This is a genomic window from Streptomyces tibetensis (assembly GCF_040647715.1).
Classification (GTDB): Bacteria; Actinomycetota; Actinomycetes; order Streptomycetales; family Streptomycetaceae; genus Streptomyces; species Streptomyces tibetensis_A.
The window spans coordinates 310,280-322,482 of the sequence record NZ_JBEZCR010000009.1 but is presented as its reverse complement, the minus strand read 5'-3'; the positions used below and the strand labels follow the sequence as shown (position 1 = coordinate 322,482).

Genomic DNA, 12,203 nt, shown 5'->3' with positions numbered 1-12,203 from the left:
ATCGTGGAGCGGCTGGTGCCGGACGAGTTGTGGGAACAGTTCCAGCGGGTGGTGCCGGAGGCGCCGACGCGGCCTCAGGGCGGCGGTCGGCGCCGGCACGGTGACCGAGAGGTGCTGGCCGCGATCGTGTTCGTGTCGACGTCAGGCTGCACGTGGCAGCAGTTGCCGTCTGCTTCGTTCGGACCCTCGGGAGCGACGGCTCACCGCCGGTTCACCGAGTGGACGCGTGCCAGGGTGTGGGCCAAGCTGCACCGCCTGGTCCTCGACGAACTCGGTTCCCGTGGCAGGCTGGACTGGTCCCGCTGCGCGATCGATTCGGTCAACATGCGGGCCCTGAAATGGGGGACCTGACAGGTCCGAATCCTGTCGACCGGGGCAAATACGGTGCGAAGATCCACCTGATCACCGACCGGAACGGTCTGCCCCTTTCTGTCGGAATCTCCGGGGCCAACGTCCACGACAGCCAGGCTCTGGTCCCGCTTGTTCAGGGCATCCCCCGGTCCGTTCCCGCCGCGGACCTCGGCGGCGCAGACCGGCAAAGCTTTATGCCGACAAGGGATACGACTACGCCCACCTGCGACGATGGTTATTGGCGCGCGGTATCCGGCACCGGATCGCCCGCAAGGGAAGGGACAGCTCCCAGCGGCTGGGCCGCCACCGTTGGGTCGTTGAACGGACCGTGGCCTGGCTGGCCGGCTGCCGACGCCTTCATCGCCGCTACGAACGCAAGGCCGAACACTTCCTCGCCTTCACCAGCATCGCCTGCGCCCTCATCTGCCTACGCCGCCTCACCAGCTGATGTGCCGGAGCAACAACTTGACCGCCAGGTCATGGCCGTAGTGAACGGCGAGGTCCATGGGCGTTTGCCCGTCAGGTCCTGGAAGTTGCGGGTCAGCACCGAAGGCCAAGAGCACAGCGGTGGTATGCACCGTCAGCGGGTCACCGCACTGCAAGGCGCCGTCACCTTCCACGTCAATTGCGTGCATCAGGAGCGTCATGTTGCCGCATACCTCGTCGGGGTCGACTCCCTTGGCCAGCAACTGAGCCAAAGCCCCTGCGTCCTCGTCCTCCACCGCTTGATGCGCTGGCGTCCAGATGTTCTCCACGGCGGCATTCAACCGTTGCGGACACTGTCCGGCCAGCGCCCTTCTCAGCCTCCGCTCACCAATTGAGATGAGCTGTAAACCCTCGGTTCAGCCCTCGGGTACGTCACCTTGACTGACGCGCTGCCACTCGTTCATGGACTGCTCGATGAGACGATTCGCCTGCTCTCGAAGGCCGTCATGCAACTTGGCGTAGTGGCGAAAGAGAACCTCGATGCTCTGACCGGCGCGGCGGGCGCACTCGGCCGGGTCCACTCCGGAGTAGAGCCACAACGAGATCCCGGCGTGCCGGAGATCGTAAGGCCGCTTGGCCAGGCGAGAAGTGCGCTCAGTACGGGTCAGGGTGTATTCCCGGGCCCGCGCCCATGTGATGTCGTAGGCGGCAGCGTCCACGTAGTTGCCAGCCTGGTTCCGGAAAAGTCGACCGTCAGGTGCCACGTCGAACCGATTCACATGGGCACGCAGCATGCGTACGAACTGCGGCGGGATGGGAACAGGCCGCGTCGCGCTTGCCGCGCGACGCTTGAGCGAGTGCACCTCGTGCACCTCACCGTCGTCGGTCCTCTCCTTGCCAGACGTGACGACCCCGCCCGAGAGGTTCAGCATCCCCCATCCCGTCTTTGGCAAGTGGCATTGATCGATCCGAAGGTGGATGACCTCAGCTGGCCGCATAGCCGCGAAGTACATGCAACCGAAGAATGCTTCAAGATGAGGACCCCGCCCCCGCTGGCGAGCAACGGCCTCGAGCAGCCGAAGCACCTGGGCCGGATTGGGAACGGCGTCCGGATCCACCTCCTCATTGACTGCTGGCGCTTGCCATCGGAGCCCCTTGAGGGGGTTCTCTGCGAAGTACCCCTTCTCCACCGCAGTGTTGAGAGCTTCGTTGAACGCAGCCCTCTTGCGTCGGGCTGTTTTAGCCGCAGCCGCCTTGCCGTCCAGCTTGCGGCACATCGCATCGAGGGCCCGCCTCAGAACGTCGGCTTCCGCGAGGGCGCTGACCGGCAGCGAGTTGCGTCCGGCACGCCTTCCTGCCCGGCGTCGACCTGGAGAGCTCGTACAAGGAGGACGCGGTCCCGATCAAGCACGACGAGCACGGGGAGATGATTTCCTGCATCTCCGCGCCGTCCATCGTCGCCACCCAGCTCGAACGGCTCGGCACCCAGCCCGGCCACAAGGTCCTGGAAGCCGGAGCCGCCACCGGCTACAACGCCGCCCTGCTCGGCAAAATCGTCTCCCCCGGCGGGCAGGTGTGGACCCTCGACGTCGGCCAGGACCTCTTCGCCGGCGCGAGCCGGCACCTCGCCGAGGCAGGGGTCGACAACGCCACCGCGGTGATGGCCGACGGCGCGGCCGGGCTGCCCGAGCACGCCCCCTACGACCGGATCATCTTCACCGTCGGCGCCGGCGACGTCCCCGTGAAGATCCTCGACCAGCTCGCCCCCGGCGGGCGCCTGGTCCTGCCGATGCGCATCCGCGGCAGCATCTCCCGCTCCTTCGCCTTCGAACGCGACGGCGACACGTGGAAGACCGTCTCCTGCGAGATGGCCACCTTCATCCCCCTGCGCAAGGGCGTCTGCGACGACGTGTACACCCTCGTGCCGATGGCCGGCGAGGGCAACGTGCGCCTGGAGACGTTCAGCGAGCAGGACGTCGACCGCGACGCGCTCCGCTGCGTCCTCGACCAGCAGCAGACCAAGCTCTACAACGGGGTGAAGTTCCGGCAGGGCTCGGCGTGGGAGTGGCTGTACCTGTACCTGGCCTGCGTGCTGCCCAACGGCCTCTCCCGCCTGCCGGGCCAGCACCCCGGATTCACCCCGCACTTCGGGTGGGGCTCCATGGCAGCCCTCGACGCCGGGTCGCTCGCATACCTGACCATCCGCGAGGGTGAGGACGACAAGGGCCGGTACTGGGAGGTCGGCGTGATCGGCCACGGCGAGGGCGGCGCCGACCTCGCCGAGCGCGTCGTGAGCGAGATCCGCGCCTGGGACGCGACCGGCGGCAACGACGCCCCCGAGCCGGGCTTCCGGATGGCCGTCGCGGACTCGCGTGACCGGCTGACGGCGGACGACGCCCGCTTCGTCGTCGACAAGCCCTACAGCCGGCTGGTCGTCGACTGGGCGCGCAGGGGCTGAGCCGATGATCCCCGCGATAGCCAGCCGCATCCCCCTGGTCCGCCGCACCAAGGCGCCCGCGCTCCCCTTGGAGGAGCGCATCAACCACCTCACCGGGCTGACCGTCGCGCCCGCAGGTGCGAACCACCATGACCTGGTGGCCCGCGCCTGCGGGGTCCTCAACTACGCCGCGCTCATCGCCTCCGACGTCGGCCTGCCCGGCCTGGCCGAGGATCTGTGCTGGCGCCAGCACCAGGTCTTCACCGACGCCGGACGCTTCAGCGGACGGGTCGCCGTCATGTCGCTGATGCCGCTCGTCAACCTCTCCCGATTGCAGACTCGCGCCGGCCACGGCGAACTCGCCTACGGCTTGTTGTACTGCCTCAACGACGCTGCCCGACATCGGAACAAGGCTGACATCGACGGCCGCACCGTCGACCTGTCTGCTCTGACCGGCGCGGACGAGGACCACCGCACGGTGTGCCAGGAGCTGTACGTCACCCTGCTCGTGGACGGCGCCCGCGCCCTCGCCCAGATCGGGCGGTGGACCGACGCGGCCGACGCCATGGCCCGGCATCGCGGCACTGGCAACCGGCTCCTCGACGGTCGCCAGATCAAGATCATGGCCCTGATGGAGCAGGGCCTGGACCAGCAGGCCCGCGACCTGATCGACACCACCCAGCCCACGGAGCCTTGGGAGAGAGCCATCGCCCTCCTCCTGCACGCCCACTGCCGGCCCGAAGACACCCCCGTCCCTGAACCCGACCTCGACTGCACCGTTGATGCAGCCGTCCAGCTCCTCGACCATCCCGATCCGCCGACCGCCGCCTTCCAGACCCGGACGGGCCTGTCAGCCCTGGAACTGGACCGCACCGGACGCCATGTCGCCCGCGTACTCGACTCCCTCGTCAGCGTTGCCCGACTCGACGCCTACGCCGCACGAGACGCACTGCACCACCCCGTCGCCGCGGCCGCCCTGGACGACCGGGCGACAGACGCGCTGAACGCGGTGATCGCCGCGGCCGGACTGGGATCCGGCGTCCTGTCCGCCCACCACCATGAGGCTCTGACGGGCGCGGTCGGCCACGCCGAGACAGAGCTGGAAAGGCTGCTACAGGCCGAACCAGATCCCGGCTAGGAGAGGGCGACCGGGATGGGCCCGCCGTGCTGCCCACGCTGTTTGGCGGTGTCGGCGTTTCGGCCATTTCCTGCCCGCGGCCGCTCCAAGCCAGACCAGGGATCCCGCGCCCGCGGGGTTCCCTGACGCAGGAAATAGCAGGCTCCTCAGCACGACCGAATGACGTGTGTTCGATATCGCAGCCGTGTCGTTAGACCTTACGACTCTGCCGCAGCGACCGTCCTAGGGGGAACGATGACCTCGGCCATTACGCAGGACCAGCCGCCGCAACCGCCAAAGGGGGCCGCGCCGGACGACGAACCGCAGGAGGCCGGTGTTCGAGAGGAGGAATACCTCTACCGCGACGAGTCGAGGCTCCAGGCCGGCTCCCTGCTGACCTCCCGCACCATGGCGCGGCGCCTGCCCTCGCTCGTGCGGCGCTCGGTGCAGATGGCCTGGCGCGTAGACCGCGGCGCGACCATCGGCCTGCTGGTGTGCCAGATCGGGACCGGCGTCCTCGCGGCCCTCGGCCTCCTGGCCGTCACGGGCACGATCACCGCGCTGATCTCCTCGGGCGGCATCACCGAGCGGCTGTGGGACGCAGCCCCGCAGCTGGCCGTGATCGCCGCCGCCACCGGCGTGCGCGCGCTGCTGGGCATCGCCGTCGTCTGGCTGACTGGCCGTCTGCGCCCGGTGCTCGGCCGGGCAGCGGAGCTGACGATGATCGAGGCCGCGCTCGGCGCGGAACTGGCCGCCAACAACAAGCCCGGCTACAACGACGCCTACGACATCGCCGACCGCGGCGCCCAGGTCACCCCCGACCTCGTCGAAGAAGCGCAGGACGTCCTCGCGGCGACCGCCACGCTCGCGGCCGGCGCCACCGTCCTGACCGTCCTGCATCCGCTGCTCCTTCCCCTGCTCTTCCTCGCCTGCCTGCCGCAGGCCGCCGCCTACGTGCGCTCCGCACGCGTGATCTACCTCGCCGGGCTGGAGACCTCCGGGCGGCGCAGGATGCTGGGCAAGCTGCGCTGGCACATGGCCTATCAGGAGTCCAGTGAGGAGATGCGCGCCTGCCTGGCCGGGCCCTTCCTGATCGGCCGGTACCGGCGGCTGGCCGCCTCGGTCAACGCGGCCGAACGCAAGGCCGCGAACACCGGTGCCTGGATGGGGCTGGCAGGAGCAGTGGCCGGCGGGATCGCCTCGACCGCGGTGTGGGCGGCGCTGCTGTGGCTCCTGGCCTCCGGGCGGTTGAGCCTGGCGGCCGGCGGCGGCGCCGTCTTCGCTCTCCAGACCGCCACCGGCTCGGTGCGCGGCATCATCAACGGTGGGGCACGCCTGGTGCGCACCGGCTGGTACGTGCAGGACTGGCAGAACTTCCTCGACAACGCCCACGGCCAGGCCATGACCGCTTCCCGCGGCACCGCGCCCGTGAGCGCGGCACCGGAGCGTTTCGAGGTCCGCGACGTCACCTACCGCTACGACGGCGCCCCGAAGGACAGCCTGAGCAACGTCTCCCTGCACGTGCGGTGCGGGGAGATCGTGGCGCTGGTCGGAGAGAACGGCTCCGGCAAGACGACCCTCTCGCGCCTGCTGTGCGGGCTGCTGCTGCCCACCGAGGGCGACGTGGCCTGGGACCACGCCTCCACCGCGGACCTGGACCCGTGGGGGTCGTGGGAGCACGTCGCGCTGGTGCCGCAGAAGTTCACGTACCTGCCGCTGACGATGCGCGACAACATCACGTTCGGGCAGGGCGACACCAGCGACGCGGCCCTGCTCGCCGCATGCGAGGCGTCCGGCGCCGCGGAGATGCTGCCGGGCCTGCGCTCCGGCCTGAACACCCTGCTGACCAGCGAGTGGTTCGGCGGACAGCAGCTCTCCGGCGGGCAGTGGCAGCGCCTGGTCCTCACCCGCGCGTTCCACCGGCAGGCGGCGCTGCTGGTGATGGATGAACCCACCGCCGCCCTCGACGCCCGCGCGGAGCACCGGATCTTCGCCGGCCTGCGCGAACTGGCCAAGGACCGCGCCATCCTGCTGATCACGCACCGGCTCACCAACGTGGCCGTCGCCGACCGGATCGTGGTCCTGGACGAAGGGCGGATCGTCCAGGAGGGCACCTACGCCCAGCTCACCCAGGAGCCAGGTCTCTTCCGGACCCTGTGGGAGCTGCAGCGCCGGATGAGCGGCGACACCCCCTGATCACCCCTAGCCGTTCTGCGCTGCCCACTCCCCCGTACACCGTCTCGGAAGGCAGAGATTCGTGACCTCTCCCGTCTCCCCTTCGGATCACGTCTCACCGCGTGCTGCTCTGCCCGCAGCGCAGTACGCCGCATCCCGGCATGCGGCGTGGCTCGGCGCCGCCGCGATCATCACCGACGAGGTCGGCCGGGTCCTGCTGGTGCACCCTACCTACCGCGAGGACGATTCGTGGCTGCTGCCCGGAGGCGTCGTCGAAGCCGGCGAACACCCGCACGTCACCTGCAGGCGCGAGATCATCGAGGAACTGGGCCTGGATCTATCCCTGTCGGCCGTGCTCGCCGTCCACTCCTTCTCCCCGCACCACCCCGACCTCCAGCCCGCCACGGCATGCCCCGGCGAGATCCGGTTCGTCTTCGACGGGGGAACCCTCCGCCCCGACCAGGTGGAGGCGATCCGCCTGCCGCACGAGGAGCTGTCCGAGTACGCCTTCCTGGAGACCCGGGACGCGGTGCAGCGGCTGCGGCCCGTGGACGGGCAGATCATGCTCGCCGCCTACCGTGCCCGGCTCGGAAACACCGCCACCGCTCACCTCGCCGACGGCCGGCACATCCTCGACGTCCCGGCGCTGGACCGGCACGACGTCCACGTCCGGTACCGGCCTCTGTGGGACAGCCCTCTCCACCGCGGCCCCGTCCCCGGGCAGCTGCCCGTGCAGCAAGCCTGGGCGTGGTGCTTCATCCCCGACGGCCGGGTCGTCCTGGTGGCCGACCCCGGCCCGCGGGGCGCGCTGCCGATGCTGCCCGGCGGCACCGTGGAGACGACCGACGCGACGCCAGAGGACACCCTGCACCGCGAAGCCGCCGAGGAATCCCAGCTCACTCTGACCGATCCGGTGCGACTGGGCTGGGTGCTGGACGAGACCGGCGAGGTCTACGGCGGCGTGGGGCCCAACGCCCGGCTCCGCATGGCCGCCCGGGTCACCGCCATCGGGTCGACGGCCGTCGACCCCGCCACCGGCCACCCCTTCGCCCGCCTGCTCGCCACCCCCGCCCAGGCAGCCGCCCTGCTGGGCTGGGGCCCGCCCGGCGCGCGGCAAGCCCAGCTCGCGGCGGAGACGGCACGCGAGCGGTGGGGCCTGCCCACCGCTCGCTCCGCCGCCATCGAGGAGATCCCTGCGGAGGGGATGCGGCTGACCTGACCCGAACACGCACCCCGCCTCGACTCCTCCCGCTCTACGGCCCTATGAGGTAGCCCCATGCCGTTGTCGCACGACCACATCCGCACCACCGTCGAGACCTACCTCGCTCGCCACCCTCACGAGCGCACGCAGCTCGGCGGCCTCCTGGACGCCCTTGACCGTCCCACCGACATCGCCAGCCGCTCCACCTTCACCGGACACGTCACTTGCGGCGCAATCGTCGTCGACCCGCTCGGCCGCGTTCTGCACGTGCTGCACCTGGCGAGCGGGAAGGTCCTCGCCCCCGGCGGACACCCCGAGCCCGACGACGAGTCCCTGGCAGCAGCGGCGCTGCGGGAGCTCCACGAGGAGACCGGGATCCCGCCCCAGGCCGTGGCCCCGTGGCCCGGCTACGAGGCCGTGCCGTTCGACATCGACATCCACGACATCGACGCCCACCCGGGCAAAGGCGAACCCGGCCACCAGCACTTCGACCTCCGGTTCCTCTTCCGCCTGCACCCCGCAACAAATGTGCCCGTGGTGCTGCAGGAAGAAGAGGTCGGCGGCATCGAGTGGCGTCCCGTGGACAGGGTGTCCTCCCCCTCACTGCGCGAGAAGCTGCTCAAGCTCCCGCCCAAGACCGAACCGGATACGGCCAACGCCTCCGCCCTGATCTACAACGACCGCGGCGAGTACCTGCTCCACCTGCGCGACTACTTCCCCGGCCGGATCTGGGAGCCGGGCATGTGGTCACTGCTGGGCGGCGGCCGAGAGCCCCAGGACGTCACCCTGGAACACACCGTACGGCGCGAACTGGCCGAGGAAGCCGGCCTCGACATCACCGACCTCACCCCGTTCGGCACCGAGTACGCCTCCGACGACGCCGGCGCGAGCGTGCCCATCGCCATCTACGCCGGCCACTGGAACGGCGATCCCCGCGAACTCCGCCTGACGGAAGGGGTGATGCTGGCCTGGTTCGCCCCCGACGACCTCCACCGCCTGCGCATCGCAGACACCACCAGCGACCTCGTACGGCGCCACGCCGCCAGCCTCCCGGCCAACGCTTCCAGCACTGCGTCGCAGAGCGGGCTCTCGTCGCACGAGGAGCGTCGCCCAGCTTCGCCGCACGGCACGGTCCTCAACGTCATCGGCGTCCACCTCTACCTGGAGCGGCCCGACGGGACGGTGTTGCTCGGGCTGCGCCACCCCGACTCCGCGTTCGCGCCGTCCACCTGGCACGCCCTGGCCGGCCACTGCGAGCAGGAGAGCGCCATCACCTGCCTGATCAGGGAGGCACGGGAGGAAGCCGGCCTGCGCATCGAGCGCCAGGACGTCGAACTCGTCCACGTCGTCCACCACATCGACCGCGCCGGGGACCGGCCCCGCATGGGCCTGTTCTTCCGCGCCCGCGCCTGGAGCGGCGAGCCGGAACTACGCGAGCCGGACAAGTGCACCCAGTGGAAGTTCTGGGACCCCGCCGCGCTGCCCGACAACCTCGTTTCCTACACCCGCCAAGCCATCGCAAAGATCCAGAACGGGGACCTGTACAGCGAGACGGGATGGCCCGCATGACCGGCACTCCGAGCGGCGCACACCGTCGTGTGTCCACTGCAACTGCGGCCGGCCGTGCAGACACCCGTCTGGTAGTGGTCCGCGGCAACTCGGCGACAGGCAAGTCAAGCGTGGCCCAGGGCCTGCGAGATCACTACGGCCGCGGTATCGCGATCGTGGGCCAGGACGTGATCCGCCGGAACGTGCTCAGGGAACACGACACCGCGCGCGGCGCCAACATCGCCCTGCTGGGCAGGATCGCACGCGAAGCACTGAACGCCGGCTTTCACGTGGTGCTTGAAGGGATCCTGTACGCCGACCGCTACAGCCACATGATCACGTCTCTGGTGCGGGACCACCGCGGCGTCCCCTGCTGCTACTACCTGGACGTGCCGCTGGAATCGACGTTGTTCCGACACGCGTCGAAGGCGGATGCCGCGTACCTGGCTCACGTCACCGACAGCCACCTCGCCTCCTGGTACCGCGAGCTGGATCTGCTGCCCGGCGGTCTGGAGACCGTGATCCCGGCCGACAGCACGCTGCAGGACACCATCGCGCGAATCCTGCGCGAAACCGACCTGGCCTCTGCCTCCCCAACCCCGCCGCCGCAGTGCAAGCCGTCGCAGGGAGACTCGATGAACAGTCTGGTGTTGATGTCCGATCCGCAGGTCGCCGCAGTCCCGGTGCGCGAGTGCGGGGAGCCGCTCGTCGACGTGCGCGACCACAGCTTCCGCGTCGATCCCCGCAAGCAAGATCCGCTGGGCGCGTTCGCCCACGTCCGCGAGGGCGTCCTCGCCCGGCTGGAGCACGCCCGCTCGCTCCTGCCCGCCGGCACCGACCTGCTGTTCATCGAGGGCTACCGGCCGCTGGCTCTACAGCAGCGCTACTTCACCGAGTACCGGGACGAGCTGGCCGCCGCTCACCGCGGCTGGACAGCTGAGCAGCTGTACCAGGCTGCCAGCCGGTACGTATCACCACCGGAGATCGCGCCCCACTCCGCGGGCGCGGCCGTGGACGTAACCCTCGTCGACCAGGACGGCCACGAACTCGACCTCGGCACCCGCGTCAATGCCTCCCCCGAGGAGAGCGACGGCGCCTGCTTCACTCACGCCCCGAACCTCAGTGATCGCGCGCGCCACCACCGCACGCTGCTGCTCAACGCTATGGAGAACGCAGGTTTTACCAACTATGCGACCGAGTTCTGGCACTTCTCGGTAGCGGATCGGTACGACGCGCTGATGCGGCAGGAGCCGCACGCGCGCTACGGACCGATCGAACTGCCCTAGCGCGCCGGCATCCTCGTCCACTTTCTCGCCACCCACGCCGATCCGGAACCACAGGAGCGCGGCCACCGCACCCTGGCGCGCCTGCGATCCCAAGGCCGCAACCGGCGGACCGCATCGAAACGGAGGCACGCGTGCCTGACGACACCCAGCAGGCGATCCCGGCTGTCCCGAGCCCGGCGACCGGAGGTGAACCACAAGAGCACCACATGCGCCTGCTCGGGCGGTACTACCGCCAAGTGGAAGCAGGCCGCAAGACGATCGAAGTGAGGGTGGCCACCCCGCAGAAGCGCGCCGTCGCAGTCGGTGACACGGTCGTCTTCCACGACCGGGACACCGGGCGGGAACTCAACGTCATCGTGAAGCGGATCACCCCGTACCACTCCTTCGAGGATCTGCTCAAGAACGACCGGCCGGTCCAACTGCGCTCGGTCTACGGCTCGAGACTCTGGCAGTTCCCGGGTGGCAACCTGGACGTCCCAGGCGAGGACCCGCTGCAGACGGCCCGGCGCGAGGCGGTCGAGGAGACGGGCCTCGAACTCGGTCTGGACACGCCGAAGCTGCTCCTGACGCACTTCCTGCACGCCGGGCCCCGGCTGCCGCTGAACAAGGTGGGGCTCATCTTCGACGGAGGGCAGCTGACCGCCGGCCAGCTCGGCCGGATCCGCCTCGATCCCGCCGAGCACGACATGTGGGCCGTCCACGACCTCGCGACCTGGCAGGAACTGATGGCTCCGCGCGCCTTCACCCGTCTCGACGCCATCGAACGAGCCCGGCGCGGTGAAGGCCCCGCCTACCTGATCACGCACACCTGACCCCCAACATCCCCACCCAGGAGGCAACCGTGCCCGCCGAGGACACCAACACCCGGGCCTGGCAGATCTACGGCCAGAGACAACTGGCCCGCGCCTACACGCCGCTCTCATGGCTCTGGTGGCTGCCGACTGGAGCGTCGTCGCCGACAACATCCTGGTCCTGGCCCGCATCGATCACGAGGAGTCGCAATGACTGAGTCAAGCCACCTGCACGGTCTATCGAAGAGCGTCGAGGCCCATGTCTTGTCTGCGCAGCTACTGCCGCCTCGCCGTGCAACGGCTGGTTCCCAGTGATTTCGCCGCCGAAGATCGACGATGATGGAGCCCCTCGCACCAGACGACGACAAGGGGTGGGTGACGTGGCCAGCCTGATCAGGCGCCAGGAGTATCCGGTGAATGTCGACTACAACGGATGGGCCTTGCAGGACTTCGACGACACGCAGGTTCCTGTGCTGTTCCCGGAGGGTTTCGAGAGCGGCACGTTCCTCACTGCCCATCCTGGGCGCCTTGATTTCTACAGTGCCGGGCACACCCACACCGCGTCCCTGACGGTGGAGGTCTGGGACGGAGAACCGGCGGTGCCGGCCGGCGTGTGGGACGAGACAGCTCTTGCGAGCATCGTTTGTTCGGGCAAGTTGCGCGCCAGGGGTACGGCGGCGGGACCGATGCCAGAGGTGATCGAGTTGTCGGACGACCCGGGCGTCTGGACGGTGCGAGTGGTGTGTACCGGCCGTGAGGCGGCAGCTGCGCAGACCCAGCACGCGGTGGTGCACGGAGTCGAGCGCTACATCACACAGTTCTGGCCGAACGCCTGAAGTGGTGGGGACGGCTCTTCTCTCCGAGCCGCCCC

General features: G+C 69.5%; 10 protein-coding genes and 1 pseudogene. 9 read left to right on the top strand and 2 right to left on the bottom strand.

What is annotated here, in order from left to right:
• Window positions 1–799, top strand: a pseudogene (locus AB0B29_RS25130) (IS5 family transposase).
• On the opposite strand, the gene AB0B29_RS25125 reads toward AB0B29_RS25130, so the two are convergent.
• On the bottom strand, window positions 789–1,106 hold the full coding sequence (locus tag AB0B29_RS25125; protein WP_362243711.1) for an ankyrin repeat domain-containing protein: 318 nt from the start codon (window positions 1,104–1,106) through the stop codon (window positions 789–791). The pseudogene AB0B29_RS25130 and the gene AB0B29_RS25125 overlap by 11 nt on opposite strands.
• A gap of 87 nt (window positions 1,107–1,193) precedes the next feature.
• A complete protein-coding gene (locus tag AB0B29_RS25120; RefSeq protein ID WP_362243709.1) occupies window positions 1,194–2,054 on the bottom strand; it encodes a tyrosine-type recombinase/integrase in 861 nt (286 codons plus the stop codon).
• 77 nt (window positions 2,055–2,131) lie between these two features.
• On the opposite strand from AB0B29_RS25120, the gene fxlM reads away from it, so the two are divergent.
• The 8 genes from fxlM (at window position 2,132) to AB0B29_RS25080 (ending at window position 12,168) form a co-directional block, all read left to right on the top strand.
• Window positions 2,132–3,235: a methyltransferase, FxLD system gene (fxlM, locus tag AB0B29_RS25115; protein WP_362243785.1), complete on the top strand. Its 1,104-nt coding sequence runs from the start codon at window positions 2,132–2,134 to the stop codon at window positions 3,233–3,235.
• 4 nt (window positions 3,236–3,239) lie between these two features.
• Window positions 3,240–4,352 (top strand): hypothetical protein, encoded by a 1,113-nt coding sequence (locus AB0B29_RS25110; RefSeq protein WP_362243707.1) that lies wholly within the window; start codon window positions 3,240–3,242, stop codon window positions 4,350–4,352.
• A 234-nt stretch (window positions 4,353–4,586) separates the two neighbouring features.
• On the top strand, window positions 4,587–6,527 hold the full coding sequence (locus AB0B29_RS25105; RefSeq protein WP_362243705.1) for an ABC transporter ATP-binding protein: 1,941 nt from the start codon (window positions 4,587–4,589) through the stop codon (window positions 6,525–6,527).
• Between the two features lie 61 nt (window positions 6,528–6,588).
• The gene (locus tag AB0B29_RS25100) at window positions 6,589–7,725 is read left to right on the top strand and encodes an NUDIX hydrolase (protein ID WP_362243704.1); all 1,137 of its coding nucleotides are present in this window, start codon (window positions 6,589–6,591) and stop codon (window positions 7,723–7,725) included.
• A gap of 57 nt (window positions 7,726–7,782) precedes the next feature.
• Entirely contained in the window at window positions 7,783–9,276 is a 1,494-nt protein-coding gene (locus AB0B29_RS25095) for an NUDIX domain-containing protein (protein WP_362243702.1), read from the top strand.
• Window positions 9,273–10,541, top strand: a complete 1,269-nt coding sequence (locus AB0B29_RS25090; RefSeq protein ID WP_362243701.1) for a M15 family metallopeptidase — start codon at window positions 9,273–9,275, stop codon at window positions 10,539–10,541. Before AB0B29_RS25095 ends, AB0B29_RS25090 begins: the two co-directional genes overlap by 4 nt.
• Before the next feature lie 131 nt (window positions 10,542–10,672).
• Window positions 10,673–11,353 carry an NUDIX domain-containing protein gene (locus AB0B29_RS25085; RefSeq protein WP_362243700.1) on the top strand — a complete coding sequence of 227 codons (681 nt, stop codon included), beginning with the start codon at window positions 10,673–10,675 and terminating at the stop codon, window positions 11,351–11,353.
• Between the two features lie 359 nt (window positions 11,354–11,712).
• Window positions 11,713–12,168 carry a hypothetical protein gene (locus AB0B29_RS25080; RefSeq protein WP_362243698.1) on the top strand — a complete coding sequence of 152 codons (456 nt, stop codon included), beginning with the start codon at window positions 11,713–11,715 and terminating at the stop codon, window positions 12,166–12,168.
• Window positions 12,169–12,203 lie beyond the last annotated feature (35 nt).